The sequence below is a fragment of the Lutibacter holmesii genome, from assembly GCF_042679665.1.
Taxonomy (GTDB): domain Bacteria; phylum Bacteroidota; class Bacteroidia; order Flavobacteriales; family Flavobacteriaceae; genus Lutibacter; species Lutibacter holmesii.
This window is the reverse complement of record NZ_JBHTMV010000009.1, coordinates 317,023-335,996: the sequence shown is the minus strand read 5'-3', so window position 1 is coordinate 335,996 and position 18,974 is coordinate 317,023. Positions and strand designations below refer to the sequence as shown.

At 32.0% G+C, this 18,974-nt stretch carries 15 protein-coding genes; 6 read left to right on the top strand and 9 right to left on the bottom strand.

Features of this window, described 5'->3' with window-relative positions; genetic code table 11:
* Positions 1-372 (top strand): OmpA family protein (locus tag ACFQ5N_RS14035; RefSeq protein ID WP_386810394.1); only part of this gene is annotated, 372 nt, incomplete at its 5' end.
* 111 nt (positions 373-483) lie between these two features.
* Positions 484-1,581 (top strand): OmpA family protein, encoded by a 1,098-nt coding sequence (locus ACFQ5N_RS14030; RefSeq protein ID WP_386810393.1) that lies wholly within the window; start codon positions 484-486, stop codon positions 1,579-1,581.
* A 62-nt stretch (positions 1,582-1,643) separates the two neighbouring features.
* Here ACFQ5N_RS14030 and sufD read toward each other — a convergent pair whose 3' ends face one another.
* From sufD to ACFQ5N_RS14010, 4 genes are all read right to left on the bottom strand, one after another.
* Positions 1,644-2,966: a Fe-S cluster assembly protein SufD gene (gene sufD / locus ACFQ5N_RS14025; protein ID WP_386810391.1), complete on the bottom strand. Its 1,323-nt coding sequence runs from the start codon at positions 2,964-2,966 to the stop codon at positions 1,644-1,646.
* Positions 2,967-2,972: 6 nt separating this feature from the next.
* On the bottom strand, positions 2,973-3,710 hold the full coding sequence (gene sufC, locus ACFQ5N_RS14020) for a Fe-S cluster assembly ATPase SufC (RefSeq protein WP_386810389.1): 738 nt from the start codon (positions 3,708-3,710) through the stop codon (positions 2,973-2,975).
* Positions 3,711-3,722: 12 nt separating this feature from the next.
* Positions 3,723-5,171 (bottom strand): Fe-S cluster assembly protein SufB, encoded by a 1,449-nt coding sequence (gene sufB / locus ACFQ5N_RS14015; RefSeq protein WP_386810387.1) that lies wholly within the window; start codon positions 5,169-5,171, stop codon positions 3,723-3,725.
* Positions 5,172-5,319: 148 nt separating this feature from the next.
* A complete protein-coding gene (locus ACFQ5N_RS14010) occupies positions 5,320-5,649 on the bottom strand; it encodes a HesB/IscA family protein (RefSeq protein ID WP_386810385.1) in 330 nt (109 codons plus the stop codon).
* A 143-nt stretch (positions 5,650-5,792) separates the two neighbouring features.
* Here ACFQ5N_RS14010 and thiL point away from each other — a divergent pair, with 143 nt between their 5' ends.
* Positions 5,793-6,836, top strand: coding sequence for a thiamine-phosphate kinase (thiL, locus tag ACFQ5N_RS14005; RefSeq protein ID WP_386810383.1), 1,044 nt, complete (start codon positions 5,793-5,795; stop codon positions 6,834-6,836).
* A 5-nt stretch (positions 6,837-6,841) separates the two neighbouring features.
* On the opposite strand, the gene ACFQ5N_RS14000 is transcribed toward thiL, so the two are convergent.
* The 3 genes from ACFQ5N_RS14000 to ACFQ5N_RS13990 form a co-directional block, all read right to left on the bottom strand.
* Positions 6,842-7,363 (bottom strand): DUF4251 domain-containing protein, encoded by a 522-nt coding sequence (locus ACFQ5N_RS14000; protein WP_386810382.1) that lies wholly within the window; start codon positions 7,361-7,363, stop codon positions 6,842-6,844.
* Positions 7,364-7,428: 65 nt separating this feature from the next.
* The gene (locus ACFQ5N_RS13995) at positions 7,429-8,214 is read right to left on the bottom strand and encodes an alpha/beta fold hydrolase (protein ID WP_386810380.1); all 786 of its coding nucleotides are present in this window, start codon (positions 8,212-8,214) and stop codon (positions 7,429-7,431) included.
* 82 nt (positions 8,215-8,296) lie between these two features.
* Positions 8,297-8,953, bottom strand: coding sequence for a hypothetical protein (locus ACFQ5N_RS13990; protein ID WP_386810379.1), 657 nt, complete (start codon positions 8,951-8,953; stop codon positions 8,297-8,299).
* 103 nt (positions 8,954-9,056) lie between these two features.
* Between ACFQ5N_RS13990 and ACFQ5N_RS13985 the strand changes: the two genes are divergently transcribed.
* On the top strand, positions 9,057-10,379 hold the full coding sequence (locus tag ACFQ5N_RS13985; RefSeq protein WP_386810378.1) for an aspartate kinase: 1,323 nt from the start codon (positions 9,057-9,059) through the stop codon (positions 10,377-10,379).
* 120 nt (positions 10,380-10,499) lie between these two features.
* On the opposite strand, the gene ACFQ5N_RS13980 is transcribed toward ACFQ5N_RS13985, so the two are convergent.
* Positions 10,500-11,792 carry an aminopeptidase P family protein gene (locus ACFQ5N_RS13980; protein WP_386810377.1) on the bottom strand — a complete coding sequence of 431 codons (1,293 nt, stop codon included), beginning with the start codon at positions 11,790-11,792 and terminating at the stop codon, positions 10,500-10,502.
* A gap of 272 nt (positions 11,793-12,064) precedes the next feature.
* On the opposite strand from ACFQ5N_RS13980, the gene ACFQ5N_RS13975 reads away from it, so the two are divergent.
* A complete protein-coding gene (locus ACFQ5N_RS13975; protein ID WP_386810376.1) occupies positions 12,065-12,802 on the top strand; it encodes a ChaN family lipoprotein in 738 nt (245 codons plus the stop codon).
* A 19-nt stretch (positions 12,803-12,821) separates the two neighbouring features.
* On the top strand, positions 12,822-15,596 hold the full coding sequence (locus tag ACFQ5N_RS13970; protein ID WP_386810375.1) for a VPS10 domain-containing protein: 2,775 nt from the start codon (positions 12,822-12,824) through the stop codon (positions 15,594-15,596).
* A gap of 58 nt (positions 15,597-15,654) precedes the next feature.
* Here ACFQ5N_RS13970 and ACFQ5N_RS13965 read toward each other — a convergent pair whose 3' ends face one another.
* Positions 15,655-18,873, bottom strand: a complete 3,219-nt coding sequence (locus tag ACFQ5N_RS13965; RefSeq protein ID WP_386810374.1) for a VPS10 domain-containing protein — start codon at positions 18,871-18,873, stop codon at positions 15,655-15,657.
* Positions 18,874-18,974 lie beyond the last annotated feature (101 nt).

Sequence of the window (18,974 nt, the reverse complement as noted above, 5' to 3'; positions counted from 1 at the left end):
ATGTTAATGGTGAATATCAATCCAATTTATTTTGATTTAGATAAGTCCAACATTCGAGAAGACGCTGCAATTGAGATAGAGAAAGTGATTCGAGTAATGAAAGAATATCCAGAGATTCATATAGATTTAGGATCACATACAGATAGTAGAGCGCCAGAGCAGTATAACTTAAAGTTATCAGAGCGTAGAGCAAAATCATCAAGAGATTGGATGATTGCCAGAGGAATTAGTCCAGAACGTATTACTGCTACAGGTTATGGAGAAAAGCAATTGGTAAATGAATGTTCAGATAATGAAGATTGTACAGAAGCCGAACACCAATTAAACAGAAGAACAGAGTTTGTAATTGTAAACCCTGAAGCTATTAAGTAAAAAAATACCGTATGATATAATTAAAAATCATTTAAAGTCTTGAGCTCTGTTATTCAATTCTTTAAATGATTTTTTTTGTAAATTGTTTTGTTAAACGAAATATAATTGTAATTGAAACGTACTTCAATAATTTTTTATAGTGCCCTTGTTTTGTTCTTTTGTACAAAAGAAACATTCGCTCAAAACTACGATTTAGTTTCGGTATCGGGTGTTGTTTCTGGAGATGAAACAAGTAATGCACTTTTTAAGGCGTATTCTAATACAATCCCTTCGTTAGCTTATATTCGAGCTCAAAAAATTAAAGGGCCGCAAGACGGTGTATTTACGCAAAGTGGCGACAATATTAGGTACACAGCTATTTCTTCAAAAGATGGTATGCCTTCAAATTTAAGTAGTATTCGATTCTGTTTTTTAGAGTCTGATAAAAAAACACTTATTACACCTTCTAATTTTAGGTTTGTTATTAATGATATTGATGGACCAAATAATGAGGCTTTGGCTACTAATTGCACACCTAATCTTAGATTTTTAGGCACATCAAATCCAACCAATTTATCGGTGTTAAATACCGATGAAAATATTATTGCAGCTGGAAGTAGGGAAGAAAGTGATGGACCAACAAGTAGGGTTATGTTTGAGTTTGATGGCGTTGCTATTATTGAATTAGATAACTATGCTAATGATGGTTATTTAAAAGATTTTGACATGAATGGTGATTATTCAATTTCACAACCTGTGTTGGTAAAATGTAAAAAAGAGTCCAATAATTTAATTGTAAAACGAGATACAGTTATTGTTGATAACGATAAAGATTTTAAAAGTGAACGAAATCAGGTTATGATGAACACCAAACCTATTTATTTTGATAAAGATAAATTTAATATTCGTGAAGATGCTGAAGTTGTGTTAAATGAAGTGTTAAATTTATTGATAAAATATCCTGATTTGATTATTGAAATAGGCTCACACACCGATGCTAGAGCAAATGATGACTATAACCTTGAATTATCTAATAACAGGGCGCAATCTTCAATAAAATGGTTTATAAATAAAGGTGTGAAGCCTTCACGAGTAAAAGGAAAAGGTTATGGTGAAACACAGCTTGTAAATAATTGTTCAAACGGTGTTCATTGTACAGATAAAGAACACGAATTAAATAGAAGAACAGAGTTTGTTATAGTAAACCCTGAAGTTTTAGAAGCAAAATAATAGTGCAAAAAAAAGCAGTCATTTTTATTTAAAATGACTGCTTTTTTTATGTATTGATTTGTTTACAATTCAAATCCTAAATCAACACCTAAATTTTTAGCTATTAATTTAGTTATTCTAGATTTTAATTGTGGAATTTTAATTTTTTCTACCACATCATTTCCAAAGGCAAACAACAATAATGCTTTCGCTTCTTTTTTAGGAATACCACGTGATTGCATATAAAATAAAGCACTTTCATCTAATTGACCTATTGTACAACCGTGAGAACACTTTACATCATCAGCAAAAATTTCTAATTGTGGTTTTGCATTAATTGTTGCGCCATCACTAATTAAAATAGTATTGTTTTGTTGAAAAGCATTTGTTTTTTGAGCTGCTTGTTGCACCAATACTTTTCCGTTAAAAACACCTGTAGATTTATCGTCATAAATACCTTTGTACAACTCGTGGCTTTCACAATTTGGATATTTATGATTCACTAAAGTATGATTATCTACGTGCTGTTTATCTTCTAAAATAGAGATTCCGTTTAAGTTTGAAGTAATATGCTCACCTTCATGGTAAAACTCTAAATTATTTCGTGTTATTTTTCCACCAAAAGAATACGTATGTACAGAGGCTACACTTTGTTGTTTTTGCGAAACAAAAGTGCTGTCAATCATAGATGAGTTTTTAGTATCATCTTGAATTTTATAAAAATCAACAATTGCTCTTTTATGAACAAAAACTTCAGTAACAGCGTTTGTTAATGTTGTGTTTTTTGAAAGGTTTTGATGACGTTCAATAATTTGTACATGTGAATTTTCACCAACTATTACTAGGTTTCTTGGTTGAAGCAATACTTCTTTTTCTTTTCCTGTAGAAAAATTTAGTATTTGAATAGGCTTTTGTACAATTGTATTTTTAGGTATGTTTATAAAAGCACCTTCTTTAGTAAAAGCGGTGTTTAACTCTGCTAAACTATTATTTTCTTTTGCAATGGTATTGAAATAATTATCAATAACCATTTTATATTTTGGTCTTGTTAAAGCTGAAGATAATACACAAACATCACAATCGTCATGCGTAGTACTAGATAAAAATGAATTGAAAACACCATCAATAAAAATAAGTGTATACGATTCAATATCATTTAAAATATATTCTTTAATATCTTTAAACCCAATAGATGTGTCTGTTGAAGGAAATAGGCCTAAATCTTTTTTTAAGATAGATTTTAAGCTTGTGTATTTCCATTCTTCATTTTTTTTAGTAGGAAAACCTTCCTTTTCAAAATTTTGAATAGCTTGTAATCTTGTAGCATGTGTTTTAGAGTCTAAATCTAATCCACCTTTGTTTTCAAAAGCTAAAAATGAAGAAACTAATTTTTCTTTTAATTCCATAGTGTTTTATTTCAACCAGTCGTAACCTTTTGCTTCTAATTCTAATGCTAATTCTTTTCCTCCAGATTTTACAATTTTACCATTGTATAAAACGTGTACAAAATCAGGTACAATATAATCTAATAAGCGTTGGTAGTGCGTAATAACAACTACAGCATTGTCTTTGCTTTTTAATTTGTTTACACCGTTTGCAACAATTTTTAGGGCATCAATATCTAGTCCAGAATCAGTTTCATCTAAAATAGCTAATTTAGGTTCTAACATAGCCATTTGAAAAATCTCATTACGTTTTTTTTCACCTCCAGAAAACCCTTCGTTTAATGAACGTGATAAAAACTTACGATCAATTTCTAATAAATCTGCTTTTTCACGAATTAATTTCAGCATATCTTTGGCTGGTAATTCTTCTAAGCCTTTAGCTTTTCTACCTTCGTTGATTGCTGTTTTAATAAAATTTGTAACAGTAACTCCAGGAATTTCCACAGGATATTGAAATGATAAGAAAACACCTTTATGAGCTCTTTCTTCAGGAGCTGAATCTTCTAGGTCTTCACCATTTAAAATAACAGAACCTTCAGTTACTTCATAATCTTCTTTTCCTGCAATAACAGCTGAAAGTGTACTTTTTCCAGAACCATTTGGTCCCATTATCGCATGAACTTCACCTGGTTTAATATCAAGATTTATACCTTTTAAAATCTCTTTATCATTGATACTTGCGTGTAAATTTTTTACTTCTAACATTCTTTATATTTTTTATCCTACGGATCCTTCTAAACTAATTTCTAATAATTTTTGTGCTTCTACAGCAAATTCCATTGGTAATTTATTTAGTACTTCTTTACTAAATCCATTTACAATTAATGCAATTGCTTTTTCAGTATCTATACCTCTTTGGTTGCAATAAAATAGTTGGTCTTCACCAATTTTACTTGTAGTTGCTTCGTGTTCAATTTGAGCAGATTTGTTTTTTACTTCAATATATGGAAATGTATGCGCTCCACATAAATCACCCATTAATAATGAGTCACATTGTGAGAAGTTACGAGCATTTTTTGCTCTTGGTCCAATTTGAACTAAACCTCTATATGAGTTTTGAGAGTGCCCAGCAGAAACTCCTTTTGAAATAATAGTACTTTTTGTGTTTTTACCTAAATGAATCATTTTGGTACCAGTATCTGCTTGCTGGTAATTGTTTGTAACGGCAATTGAGTAAAATTCGCCAACGGAATTATCACCTTTTAAAACACAACTTGGATATTTCCAAGTTACGGCGCTTCCTGTTTCTACTTGTGTCCAAGAAATTTTTGCGTTTTTTTCGCACAAACCACGTTTGGTTACAAAATTATAAACACCACCTTTTCCTTCGGCATCTCCAGGATACCAGTTTTGTACAGTTGAATATTTTATTTCTGCATCATCTAAAGCAATTAGTTCTACTACTGCGGCGTGCAGTTGATTTTCATCACGTGATGGTGCTGTACAGCCTTCTAAATAACTTACATAACTTCCTTCATCAGCAATTACAAGTGTGCGTTCAAATTGCCCGGTACCACCTTCGTTAATTCTAAAATATGTTGACAATTCCATTGGGCAAGTAACGCCTTTTGGTATGTAGCAAAAAGAACCATCAGAAAATACTGCTGAATTTAATGCGGCATAAAAGTTGTCTGTTTTTGGAACAATGGTTCCTATATATTTTTTAACCAACTCAGGATGTTCTTGAATAGCTTCAGAAATAGGCATAAAAATAATACCTTTTTCATTCAATGTTTTTTTGAATGTAGTTGCAACAGAAACCGAGTCAACTACAATATCTACAGCCACGTTAGATAAACGCTTTTGCTCATCAATAGAAATTCCTAGTTTGTCAAAAGTTTTTAATAATTCTGGATCAACTTCATCTAAACTTTGCAATTCTTTTTTTTGAACTGGTGCAGAGTAATAGCTTATATCATCAAATTTTGGCTTTTCATAATTTACGTTTGCCCAGTCTGGTTCTTCCATTTCTTTCCAAATTTGGAAAGCTTCTAATCGCCATTTTGTCATCCAATCTGGCTCATTTTTCTTTTTAGAAATAGCAATTACTACTTCTTCACTTAAACCCACAGGAAATTTATCAGCCTCAATATCAGTGTAAAAACCGTATTCGTACTCTTTAGTTTCGAGTTCTTTCTTTAAATCGTCTTCAGTAAACTTGTTCATACGTTTTATTTAATGATTGAATAAATTTTATGTTTCAATCAGTCTTACTGTAATAATAATTCATAAAAATAAGGAATTACTAAGAATTAGCCTTTGTTTTATGCATTAAATCTATAACAGTTGTTATCTAAAATTTTATTTTTTTATGCTATAATGAAAATGATTCTCCACAACCACAGGTTCTTGTAGCGTTAGGATTGTTGAAAACAAACCCTGTACCATTTAATCCTCCTGAATATTCTAAAGTTGTGCCTACCAAGTATAAAAAGCTTTTTTTGTCTACAATAATTTTAATGCCATTGTCTTCAAAAACTTTATCGTCATCTTTATTTTCTTTGTCGAAATTCAATTCATATGAAAGTCCAGAGCAACCGCCACTTTTAACACCAACTCTAACAAAGTCTACTTCAGCATTAAAACCATCTTCTTTCATAAGCTCAATCACCTTCTTTTTTGCTATGTCAGATACTTTTATCATAATGTTTATATAGATTAATTCTAAATTAGTGCAAATATAAGCACAAAAGTTGATACTTGTAGCTATTTTATAATGAATATATTAAATACTACTATAGTGATTTCTTATTGAAATGTTTGATAGAAACCTATTATCTTTGCAAAATGATAGAAGATAAAAACCAATCACGTACTAGTATTTCAGAATTAGGAGAGTTTAAATTGATTGATCATTTAACTCAAAATTTTAATATAAAGCATGAAACTACCGTAAAAGGTGTTGGTGATGATGCTGCTGTTTTAGAGCAAAAAGATAAGCAAGTATTGGTAACTACTGATTTGTTAATTGAAGGAGTGCACTTTGATTTAAGCTATATGCCTTTAAAACATTTAGGTTATAAAGCGGTGATGGTAAATTTATCAGACGTTTATGCTATGAACGGAAACGCTTCGCAAATTACAGTATCAATTGCTGTTTCAAACCGTTTTCCTTTAGAAGCAGTTGAAGAATTATATGAAGGAATTCATTTAGCTTGTAGAGGCTATAATATTGATTTGGTTGGTGGTGATACCACATCATCTGTAACCGGATTAATTATTAGCATAACTGCTATTGGTGCTGTTGAAAAAGAAAATGTTGTTTATAGAAATACCGCTAAACCAAATGATTTATTAGTGGTAACAGGTGATTTAGGCGCTGCTTATTTAGGCTTACAAGTACTAGAGCGTGAAAAACAAGTGTTTGAAGTAAACCCAAACTCTCAACCAGATTTATCTGAATATTCTTATTTAATTGAGCGTCAATTAAAACCTGAGGCAAGAAAAGATATGGTGAAATTGTTGAGCGATTTAGAAGTGAAACCAACTTCTATGATTGATATTTCTGATGGGCTTTCTTCTGAAATTTTACACCTTAGCAAACAATCAAAGGTTGGGTGTAATGTGTATGAAGAAAAAATTCCATTAGATCCGCAAGTTATTTCGGTATGTGAAGAGTTTGAATTAAATAGTACTACTATTGCCTTAAGTGGTGGTGAAGATTATGAATTGCTATTCACAATTTCACAAGAAGATTTCCCTAAAATTAAAGGAAACCCACACTTAACTGTAATTGGTCATATAACAGATGAAAGTATGGGTGCTAATTTGGTAACAAGAGCTGGCCAACAAATTGAATTGACAGCGCAAGGTTGGAATGCTCTTAAATAAGCATTTTATTTAGTTTCTTTTTTTTCTAAAGCCTTTGTTTTTCCTGAGTAATTCATAACACTTCTGTTATTACTGTTTATAATAATAGTTGTGTTTCCTTCAGCAAAAACTTTGGTTGTTACATCATAATTGTCATTTTCACCATCTACTTTAAATTTTATAGTAGCAGTTTGTTTTTTGTCATTAAAAGTAACTTCATATTCTTTTAACTCATTTTTAAATTCAATTCCGCCACTACCTAAACCGTAACCAGATCCTGAAAAACTTGTGCCAAAAAATGGGAAAAAACCATCACCAGTGGTGTTGTCAATTTTCATGTATGTAGGATTAGACATTAAATTAATTCTTTTCCCTTTGCTTGATGTTGCCCATTCACCAGTAAATTCATACTGTTTAGAATTTATTAATTCTTTAATTTTTAGATAATCTTCTTGCTTTTTTTCAGCTTTAAGTTCTTTTTTAGATTGACTAAAAGTAGGTTGAACCATAAAGGATAAAAGTAAAATTAGAATGCTTAATTTTTTCATGATTTTAGTGTTTTAGAGTTTAAAATTAAATAAAAAAAAGAGATTGAAAGAACACTTTTAAAAAATTAGCATTTTTTTATAAAATTTTTAAATGCTATAATTAGGGCTGTTTTATTTTCAAAATGACTCATATGTCCGTCAGGAAATTCGGTAATTTCAACCGTCGTATTTTTTACTTGTGAAAGTAATGAATCGTAAGCCAATGCAGGATCTTGTTTTCCTATAATTAATTGAATAGGAACGTTTGAATTGGTATAAATACAGGTTAAATCTTCGCGTATTTTCATTCCTTCTAAAGCAGCAATTATTCCTTGTGGTGAAGTTTTTAAAGCTTCATTTGTAACTTGTGTGATTTCAGAAGTAAAAGTTGCTCTATTTTTTTCTGAAAATAACATTGGAATGGCAATTCTTATAAATGTTTTATGGTTTTGTTTTACAGCTTGTATAGCACGATTTCTATTTTCTTTTTTTTCAATACTATCTGGTAAAGCTGTAGAATTCATTAATGAAATTCCTTTTACATTTTTTGGAAAAAGTTTAGCAAAAGCCAACGCCACATAACCGCCCATGCTGTGACCAATTAAAATATATTTCCGAAGTTTTAAATGGTTTAATACAGCTTTAACTAGTTGGGCCTGCATTTCCATAGTATGGATATAACCTAAATTTTCGGTTTTTCCATGTCCCAATAAATCAATGCAAATAACTCTGTTTTTTTTTGAAAGTTCTTCAGAAATAGTGTTCCACATACAACTGTTTTCTATAAAACCGTGCAATAAAACAATTGCTTTTCCTTTACCAGTTTCAGAAAAATGAATGTTTATATTTTTGTAGTTCAACGTATAATTCATAATAGAAAATAACAGATGCAAAAAAGATAATTTTGAAGTTTAATATTCAAAATTATCTTTGGTAGCTATTTTTAAAAAAAAACTAGTTTTTTAATCCTTTTACTGCAGAAAAAGCTTTGTCAACCACGTCGTCTTCTACTAAAATAGTAAACTCATTAGTGGTTGAAACTACTTCATACAATGCAATTCCTTCCCAAGCCAAACGTTTAAAAAATTGGTAGTACAAACCAGCAATTTTTGTATTTTCTTTTGGAAGCCCAATGGTAATTGCAGATAAATTATGTTGTACAGAAGTACAAGTTTCAATTTTGTAATTCTTTTCAATATTGTCTTTTAAAGCCGAAGTAATAAGTATGTTACTTTCGTGTACACCTCGCGTAAATGTGTAAAAAATATGCGGATCATCTTTAATAACTTGCAATGTTTTTAAATGAGCCTGAACCAAACTTGGAGAGTTTTTAAAAGTGTAATCAGATAGGTCTGAACGAACCGTAATATCACCTAAATTTTCAAGGACTTTATTTAATTTAACTTTATTGCCCATTTCTTTTGGCGGACTATAACGTCTTAAAGCCATCATAATAGCTCCAGCTTTTATTGGCTTGCGAAGTAATTTAGAAATAGGTTCTCTTAATTCTTCTGAAAGCGCACTATAGTTTAAAATGTTGCGCGTTAAAGCGTCTTCTAAAAATGGTTGTGAAACTAAAATTTCTTCAACACATGTGGCGATAGTTCTCATATTGTTAAATAGTTAACAGTTTGTGCAATATTAGTATATATTTTTTAAATAATCATTACAAGTTGAAAAACATTTTACATTTGCATTTCTAAAAGCAAAAGTAATGAAAGTTTTAAAATTTGGAGGAACTTCAGTTGGTTCTATAGAAAACATAAAAAGTGTAAAAGAAATTATTACTGATGGAGAAAAGAAAATTGTGGTACTTTCAGCAATGTCTGGTACAACAAATTCTTTAGTTGAAATTTCTGAACAAATAAAAGCAGGAACTGTTGATGCTGCTTTGCAAAGTGTTACTGCTTTATCAAAAAAATATGAAGAAGTAGTAGATGAATTGTTTGAGGTTTCAGCTTTAAAGCAAGAGGTTAGTAATTATATTGATCAAGTATTTGCTTATTTAACTACTTTAACTGCTGAAGATCATACAGAATTATTGTACAATAAAATTGTATCTCAGGGAGAATTAATGTCTACTTATATGTTTACTAAATTCTTAAATCAAGAAGGTGTAAATGCGCGTTTATTGCCAGCTTTAGAATTTATGAGAATAGATAAATTAAATGAGCCTGATGAATTTTATATAAAACAAAACTTACAACGTATAATTGATGAAGCATTGCCTGCTGATATTTATATTACACAAGGATTTATTTGTTTAGATGCTTATGGAAAAACAGCCAATTTACAACGTGGAGGTAGTGATTATACAGCAACTATTATTGGCGCTGTGGTTGAAGCTGACGAAGTTCAAATTTGGACAGATATTGATGGAATGCATAACAACGATCCAAGATTTGTTGAAAACACCCACGCTATTTCAAATTTAAGTTTTGATGAGGCGGCAGAGTTAGCTTACTTTGGTGCAAAAATATTGCATCCGCAAACGGTAATGCCTGCTCGTGAAGCTAATATTCCTGTTCGTTTAAAAAATACCATGGATCCGCCATCATACGGTACTTTAATTTCTCAAGATTATGAAGGAGAAGGAATTAAAGCTATTGCGGCAAAAGATGGAATTACAGCAATAAAAATTAAATCGGCACGTATGTTACAAGCACACGGTTTCTTGAAAAAAGTTTTTGAAATTTTTGAGAAATATGAAACGCCAATTGATATGATTACTACTTCTGAAATTGCAATTTCATTAACTATTGATAATGCTACTAGTTTAAACGCAATTGTTGAAGAACTAGAAAAATTCTCAACTGTTGAAGTTGATAGTGAGCAAAGTATTATTTGTTTGGTTGGGCATTCTGTTGTAAAACATCATGATACGCACCATTTATTTCAAGTGCTACAAGATATTTCAGTTCGAATGATTTCTTATGGTGGAAGTGATAATAATATTTCATTATTGGTAAATACAAATGATAAAATATCAGCATTGCAACATTTAAATACATATATTTTTGAAGGAACTTCAGTTTAAAAACAGCATAAATATTAAAGTACAAAAAAGGCTCGGAAAATAATTCCGAGCCTTTTTTGTGATTACTAATTTTAAATAACTTGAAGTATGCTAGTCAAAAATTAAGTTTATTGAAAGCTTTTAAGCATTCATTAAAGTTTCAATTTCGTCTGCTTCAATAGGAATATCTCTCATTAAATTAAACGGAGCTCCAGTTTCTTGAATCACTACATCATCTTCAATTCGTATTCCCATATTTTCATCAGGAATATAAATTCCAGGCTCAACAGTAAAAACCATACCGGCTTTCATAGGTGTTTTTAACGCTCCGTAATCGTGGGTATCTAATCCCATATGGTGCGAAGTTCCGTGCATAAAATATTTTTTATATGCAGGCCAATTTGGATCTTCATTTTGAACATCGACTTTGGTTATTAATTTTAAATCTAATAATTCTGAAGTCATTATTTTACCAACTTCTTTATGATATTCGGCCCATAAAGTACCAGGAACTAGCATTTTTGTAGCTTCGTTTTTCACTCTTAAAACGGCATCATAAATAGCTCTTTGTCTTTCAGTAAAGCGTCCGTTTACAGGAATAGTACGTGTCATATCACTAGAATAATTTGCATATTCAGCTCCAACATCCATCAACAACATATCACCATCTTTACATTCTTTATTGTTTTCAATATAATGTAAAACGCAAGCGCTATAACCAGAACCTATAATTGGCGTGTAAGCAAAACCTTTAGACCTATTTCTCAAAAATTCGTGCATAAACTCAGCTTCAATTTCAAACTCCATTACGCCAGGTTTAATAAAAGGTAATACTCTTCTAAAACCTTTGTTGGTTATGTTGCAAGCAGTTTGCAAAATTTCAATTTCTTCAGGCTCTTTTACACCTCTAATCTCTTGCATTATTTGTCCGCTTTTTTCCCATTTATGAGCTGGAAAATCTAGTTTGCACTGTTTAATAAAACGGTCTTCACGTGTTTCAATTTCTACAGCTTGACGGTAATGTTCATTTGTGTTGAAATACACAGACTCTGCTTCAGTCATTAAGTCAAAAAACACTTTTTTAAAATCTGAAAGCCAATAAATAGTTTTTATTCCAGAAACTTGTGTTGCTTCTTCTTTTGAATATTTAGCACCATACCAAATTTCAATAAGTTTACTAGTTTCTGTTAAAAATAAAATTTCACGGTGGTTAGGGTCAATGGCATCAGGAAAAAGTAGCAAAATACTTTCTTCTTGATCTGCACCACTTAAATATAATAAATCGCTGCTTTGTTCAAACGGAAGTGTGCTATCTGCACCGGTTGTAAAAACATCGTTTGAGTTAAAAACAGCAATAGACTTTGGTTTCATTTGAGCTGTAAATTTTGCTCTATTTTTAATAAAAAGTTGATTGCTAATAGGATGATATTTCATTGTATATATTATTTAGGTCTTAAAATATGGAAGAAATAAAGGGCTTAAAGTTGTGATATTAAGCGGTGTGCCTCATTCCGAAGATTTTATTACGTTATTTAGTAACAAAGTTATAAATTTGTTGGAAACGAACCCTTTTTAATCTAATATTATTTATGCGAAAGTTAATAGTATCTCTACTTGTTATCTGTTTTTCAACCGTAGTATTTTCACAAAAAAAACCAGCTTACAAGTTGTATAACAAAAAAGGGAAAGTAGTTTCCTATAAAAAAATGATTAAAGCAATGGGTGAAGCAAATGTGGTGCTGTTTGGTGAGCATCACAACAATCCTATTGTGCATTGGTTACAGTATGAAGCTACAGTTGATTTAAGTAAATCGAATAAATTAACATTGGGAGCTGAAATGTTTGAAGCAGATAACCAAACACAGTTAAACCAATATTTAGCAGGGAAAATAGATCATAAAGCATTGGATACTGTGGCTAGGCTTTGGAGCAATTTTACAACAGATTATAAACCGTTGGTTGATTTTGCGAAGGATAATAATTTAAAATTTATAGCAACTAATATTCCAAGGCGTTTTGCCAGTGGTGTTTTTAGAGGTGGTTTTGAAAATTTAGAAACGCTTTCTAACGAAGAGAAAACTTGGGTAGCACCTTTACCAATTAAATACGATGCTTCTTTGCCTGGCTATGTTAAAATGAAAGAAATGATGGGTGGTCACGGAGGTGATAATTTGCCAAAAGCTCAGGCTGTGAAAGATGCAACTATGGGTTATTTTATTCTTAAGAATAGAGAAGAAGGTAAGTTATTTGTTCATTACAATGGTTCCTATCATTCAGATAATTACGAAGGAATTAATTGGTATTTAAATGCAGGTGATCCTAATTTAAAAATTATAACCGTGAGTGTAGTTGAACAAGATGAAATTGAAAAATTCAACTCAGAAGAAAAACTAAAAGCCGACTTTATTATTGTAGTGCCAACAACAATGACCAAGACTTATTAAACATTATTAAATTTTTATTATGAAAAAATTAGCCTTTTTAATTTTGCTGTTTTCAACAGTATTAAGTGCGCAAACATCGTTAGTTCAAAATGTGCCATTTACCAATATTGGACCATCAATTATGAGTGGTCGAGTAGTAGATGTTGATGTGAACCCAAATCAGCCAACAGAATTTTATGTGGCCTATGCTTCAGGTGGTTTGTGGTATACAAATAACAACGGAACAAGTTTTACGCCGATTACTGAACATGCGCCTACACAAAATATGGGAGATATTGCTGTAGATTGGAATAGTGGCACTATTTGGGTAGGTACAGGTGAAAGTAATTCATCACGTTCTTCATATGCTGGGATTGGGATGTTAAAAAGCACTGATAAAGGTAAGACTTGGGAAAATGTTGGGTTGAAAGATTCTCAACATATTGGCCGAATTATTATCAATAAAAAGAATCCAAACGAGGTGGTTGTTGGAGTTGTAGGTCATTTATACACACCAAATGCTGAACGTGGAATTTTTAAAACTACTGATGGTGGAAAAACATGGAAAAACACCTTGTTTATTGATGAAAATACAGGAGTTATTGATGTAAGTGTGTCACCAACAAACTCAAATATTTTATATGCCGCTTCTTGGGAGCGTGATAGAAAAGCGTGGAATTTTAATGGTGATGGTGAAGGCAGTGCAATTTATAAAAGTACAGATGCTGGATCAACTTGGGAGCGAATTACAAATGAGGGCGCTGGTTTTCCAACAGGAAGTGGAGTTGGACGTATTGGCTTGGCTGTATTTAATGATGAGGTTGTATACGCATTGCTAGATAATCAGTTTATGCGACCAGAAAAAAAGAAAAAAAAATCAGAAGGATTGGTGAAAAATGATTTCAAAAAAATGTCAAAAGGTGATTTTTTGAAATTGAATGATAAAGAACTAGATGCTTACTTAGAGAAAAATGATTTTGATATAAAATATTCTGCTAAAAGTGTAAAAACTTTGGTGAAAAAAGAAAAAATTCAACCAAGTGATTTAGCAACATATTTAGAAGATGCCAATTTTGTATTGTTAAATTCTGAAGTGATTGGTGCTGAGGTGTACAAATCTGTAGATGGCGGGAAAACCTGGAATAAAACACATGACAATTATTTAGACGATGTGTATAGTTCGTATGGTTATTATTTTGGAATTATGGCAGTAAATACTTCCAACGAAGAAAAAATTTATGTTGGTGGTGTGCCTTTAATAAAATCAGACGATGGTGGTAAAACATTTACAGCTATGGGAAAAGAAAATGTACATTCAGATCATCAAGCGTTATGGGTGAATCCAAACCTTGAAGGTCACGTTATTAATGGAAATGATGGAGGTGTAAATATTACCTATGATGATGGTGAAAATTGGATAAAAAATAACCAGCCTGCAGTGGGGCAGTTTTATTATATAAATGTAGACAATCAAAAACCGTACAATGTTTTTGGAGGTTTACAAGATAATGGTGTTTGGTACGGGCCAAGTTCTTACAAAGCTTCTAAACGTTGGGAGAGTGATGGAAATTACCCTTACAAAAGTATTGGTGGCGGAGACGGAATGCAAGTGCAAATTGACAGTAGAGATAACAATATTGTGTATTCAGGTTCACAGTTTGGATATTATTATCAGTACAATTTAAAAACAAAAAAGCGTCGCGGTATTCATCCAAAACATGAGTTGGGAAGTTCGCCTTATCGTTACAACTGGCAAGCACCTATTTTATTGTCGCCACACAACCAAGATATTTTATATATGGGCGCTAACAAGTTGTTGCGCTCTATGGATCAAGGAAAATCGTTTGATGAAATTTCAGAAGATTTAACAACTGGTGGAAAAAAAGGAAATGTACCTTACGGAACGTTGACGACTATTTCTGAAAGTCCATTTGAGTTTGGATTTATTTATGTTGGAAGTGATGATGGTTTTGTACAAATTACTGAAAATGGAGGGAATACGTGGACTAAAATTTCAAACAGTTTACCACAAGGTTTGTGGGTGTCAAGAGTTGTTGCTTCTGCACATGAAAAAGACCGTGTGTATGTTTCGTTAAATGGTTATAGAAGTGACGATTTTAAGCCGTACGTATTTGTAAGTGAAGATAAAGGTGCTACCTGGAACCCAATTAATAACGGATTGCCTAATTTCCCAATAAATGTAATTAAAGAAGATCCTGTTGATGAAAATGTATTGTATTTAGGAACAGATAATGAAGTGTATGTTTCTTTTGATAGAGGTGCAACTTGGGAAGTGTTTTCAAACGGAATTCCAAAAGTTGCTGTACACGATTTGGTAATTCAACAAGAAGCAAAAGATTTGGTTATTGGTACACACGGACGCTCTATTTACAAAGCAAATATTGCGGCTTTGCAACAGTACAATTCTGTAAAAAATGATGCGATTACTGTTTTTGAAATTTCACCAATAAAATATTCTTCACGTTGGGGAAGTTCTTGGGGAAAATGGTACGATGCTTTTGAGCCTGAAACAACTATTTCATATTACACCTTAAATTCAGGGAAGGTAACTATTGAAATTTTAACTGAAGATGCTACAAAATTGACAAGTTTTTCTTCGGAAGCTGCTAAAGGTTTTAATTATGTTGAATACGACTTTGCCATACCAGAAAAAGCAGTGAAAAGTTATTTTTCTAAAAAAGAAATTACAGTTAAAAAAGCAAAAAACGGAACGTATTATTTACCAAAAGGAACTTATGTTGTAAAAATTTCAGATGGTAAAAACAGTGCTCAAAAGGAATTAATTATAAAGTAAAAAAGAAAACCTCACAAGTAATTCACTTGTGAGGTTTTTTTTTGGTTAATAAGAAGAATTAATATTTCAATTCTTCAACTTCTTTAAAAGGTGATAACTTTAATTTTTCAACAGACTCCTGGTAGGTAATCCAATCTGTTTTGTAAAATGTATTTATTTTTCCAATAACAGCACTTACTTTAGTATCTGCATTTTTAACTAGTGTAGTTTCAGTTACTCCAGGTTTTTGAAGTAAGTTTCCAACATACCTTCTAGCAATATTTAAGTAAGAAGCTGTACTAGGAAATTCAGTAGCTGTAATTCCTTGCCTTTTATCTTCTTTTCCTAACATATCATCTAACAAGTTGTTTATTTTTTTAAGTGTTTCTTTTTGATATGTTAAAGCATCTTTATAAGTGACTTTATCATCTTGTGCTTTGATTCGTTTTTGATAATCTTGTACAATTTTTTTAGATTGTAATAACTGTTGTGTTGCTTTTCCGGCAATGTCAGTTTTTGTTTCTAGCTCTTTTAACAAATCATATTTTGCCTTTAAAACATCAAAAGGCATTTCTACTCTAGGATCATATGCTACGGTAATTTTTTCGGTAGCAGTTTGATTTCCAAAGTGCATTTTTATGGTATACGTTCCTGGTAAAACTGTAACGCCACTTGGCTCAGAATTGTTCTTTTTTGGAAGCCTTCTTGAAGGACGACTTTTTCCTTTTTCGCGTAGTTGCCAGTACATTCTATGTACACCATTTTCTTTTGGTGCCTTTTTTCGAATACTTCTTATGCGTTCGTTTTGAGCGTTAAATACTTCAAAATAAATAGAATCGAATTTTACAGCTGGTTTTTTACCTTTAACAGCTACTTTTTCTTTGGTTTCTTTTGTTTTAGAACCGCTAGGTTTATTAATGCTATAAGTTATCATAGCTCCATAAGCTCTATTTTCACCATTAAAAATTGCATTGGCTCCAAACCTAGATCCAGATGGTTGTTGGTTTTGTGTAATAAATGCAGCTGGTGGTGTAAAAAGATGTAAAGGTTCATTTAATAATTCGGTTCCATTTTTAGCCAGTGCTCTTAAAGGTCTAATATCATCTAAAACATAAGCGGCTCTACCAAAAGTACCAATAATTAAATCGTGTTCTCTTGGGTGAATAGCCAAATCCATGGTTGAAACTGTAGGATAATCATTCGTCCATTTAGTCCAGTTTTCACCTTCATCAATACTAACATATAAACCAAATTCAGTTCCTAAAAATAGTAGGTTTGGTTCTTCTAAGTCTTGAATAACCGCTAATACATATCCAAAAGTCTCTGGTTTATCTGCTACAATATTCTCCCAAGTTTTTCCATAGTTTCTTGTTCTAAATAAATATGGTTTAAAATCAAATTGACGGTAATTATTAACCACTACATAAGCTTCACCCTTATTAAATTTTGAAGCTCTAATTTGTGCAATCCAAGCTTCTTTAGGCATATTCTTTATGTTTTTAGAAACATTTACCCAACTTTCACCACCATCTTGCGTAAGTTGAATATTTCCATCATCAGTTCCTGCCCAAATTAAGTTTTCGTCTAAAGCACTTGGTTCAATGGCTAAAATGGTACAATGGTTTTCTGCACCTGTGGCATCCATTGTTATCCCACCGCTTTCGTGTTGTTTTTGTTTGTCTTTATTATTAGTGGTTAAATCAGGAGAAATAATTTCCCAGGTATAACCTTGATCTGTTGATTTGTGTACAAATTGACTTCCAAAGTAAATTGTGTGCTCATCAATAGGATTCATAGAAATTGCTGAATTCCAATTGAAACGTAATTTTATTTCAGGGTTTGGGTGTGTTGGTCTAATCATTTTAGAATTTCCGGTAACCCTATCGTATCTACCAACATTTCCTTGTTGAGACATTCCGTAACCGTATCTTGAATTTTTTGGATCTGGAACCACATCAAAACCATCGCCAAACATTAACTCTTGCCAATATGAATTACGAATTCCTTGCGCTTTTAAAACATACGCTGGTCCAATCCAAGATCCGTTGTCTTGCATACCACCATATACGTTATAGGGAAATTCATTATCTACATTTATATGGTAGAATTGAGCAACCGGTAAGTTTTCTACAAAACGCCACGTTTTACCTTTGTCGTGCGTAATATTTAAACCACCATCGTTTCCATCAATCATAAAAGAAGGGTTTGTTGGGTGAATCCACCACGCATGATGATCAGGATGAACTCCGCTGTTAGATCCATACGCAGGCATTAATTGTTTGAACGATTTTCCGCCATCGTCACTCACATTTATATAAGTGAATACAGAATAAATTCTATTTTCATTTAATGGGTCTACATGAATATCTGAATAATAAAATGGTCTGTTACCAATTCCGCCAGAACCACGACCACTAGATTTATCGTTCACCATTTTCCAATTAAAACCACCGTCTTCCGATTTGTACAAGGCATTTTTTTCAGCTTCAATTAAAGCATAAACAATCTTTGGATTGCTTGGAGCTATGGATAGTCCAATACGACCTAAATTTCCTTTAGGCAATCCATCTTCACTTGTCATTTTTTTCCAGTGATCACCACCGTCATAGGTAATGAACATTCCTGAACCTTCTCCTCCAGAATAAAATGTCCAAGGTTTACGGCTGTGTTCCCACATAGCTGCAATTAGTTTATTTGGGTTTGAAGGATCTACCACCAAGTCTGCGCAACCCGTACTTTCATTTACAAACAATGATTTTGTCCAAGTTTTACCACCATCAGTAGTTTTAAAAACACCACGTTCAGGGTGCTCGCCCCAAGGCGAACCAATAGCTCCAACATACACCGTATTAGGATTATTTTTATCAATAATGATACGATGAATATTTCTAGTTTTTTCTAAACCAACTAAATTCCACGTTTTACCAGCATCTAAACTTTTATACAAGCCGTAACCACCAGTTAAGCTGTTTCTAGGGTTTCCTTCACCAGTTCCAGCCCAAATTACATCAGGATTATTTTGTTGAATTGCTACCGCTCCAATAGAAGCTACTGCTTCTTTGTCAAAAATTGGTTTCCAATCTACACCACCACTTTCAGATTTCCACAAACCTCCAGAAGCTGTACCTGCATAAATAATGCTTGGATCTTGCAAAACCACATCAATAGCGGTAACTCTACCACTCATTCCTGCCGGACCAATGGAGCGTGGTTTTAGTTTTTTTAATTTTTCTAAATTAAGTTCTTGACCTTGTATTAAAAAAGGTAAGATAAATACTAATAAAAAGGCTTTTTTCATGAGAAGAATTGTTGATTTTTGTAAATTCTTTGCTAATTTATCAATTTTGGTAGAATAATCTTTTATAATCATTCTAAATAAAGATATCACGTCTATTATTT

Excerpts from the sequence above, each read along its gene's own strand:
- ACFQ5N_RS13990 (WP_386810379.1), bottom strand. The coding sequence starts at position 8,953 with ATGAGAACTATCGCCACATGTGTTGAAGAAATTTTAGTTTCACAACCA.
- ACFQ5N_RS13995 (WP_386810380.1), bottom strand. The coding sequence starts at position 8,214 with ATGAATTATACGTTGAACTACAAAAATATAAACATTCATTTTTCTGAA.
- ACFQ5N_RS14010 (WP_386810385.1), bottom strand. The coding sequence starts at position 5,649 with ATGATAAAAGTATCTGACATAGCAAAAAAGAAGGTGATTGAGCTTATG.
- ACFQ5N_RS13965 (WP_386810374.1), bottom strand. The coding sequence starts at position 18,873 with ATGAAAAAAGCCTTTTTATTAGTATTTATCTTACCTTTTTTAATACAA.
- sufC (WP_386810389.1), bottom strand. The coding sequence starts at position 3,710 with ATGTTAGAAGTAAAAAATTTACACGCAAGTATCAATGATAAAGAGATT.
- sufB (WP_386810387.1), bottom strand. The coding sequence starts at position 5,171 with ATGAACAAGTTTACTGAAGACGATTTAAAGAAAGAACTCGAAACTAAA.
- ACFQ5N_RS13980 (WP_386810377.1), bottom strand. The coding sequence starts at position 11,792 with ATGAAATATCATCCTATTAGCAATCAACTTTTTATTAAAAATAGAGCA.
- thiL (WP_386810383.1), top strand. The coding sequence starts at position 5,793 with ATGATAGAAGATAAAAACCAATCACGTACTAGTATTTCAGAATTAGGA.
- ACFQ5N_RS13985 (WP_386810378.1), top strand. The coding sequence starts at position 9,057 with ATGAAAGTTTTAAAATTTGGAGGAACTTCAGTTGGTTCTATAGAAAAC.
- ACFQ5N_RS14000 (WP_386810382.1), bottom strand. The coding sequence starts at position 7,363 with ATGAAAAAATTAAGCATTCTAATTTTACTTTTATCCTTTATGGTTCAA.
- ACFQ5N_RS13970 (WP_386810375.1), top strand. The coding sequence starts at position 12,822 with ATGAAAAAATTAGCCTTTTTAATTTTGCTGTTTTCAACAGTATTAAGT.
- ACFQ5N_RS13975 (WP_386810376.1), top strand. The coding sequence starts at position 12,065 with ATGATTAAAGCAATGGGTGAAGCAAATGTGGTGCTGTTTGGTGAGCAT.
- sufD (WP_386810391.1), bottom strand. The coding sequence starts at position 2,966 with ATGGAATTAAAAGAAAAATTAGTTTCTTCATTTTTAGCTTTTGAAAAC.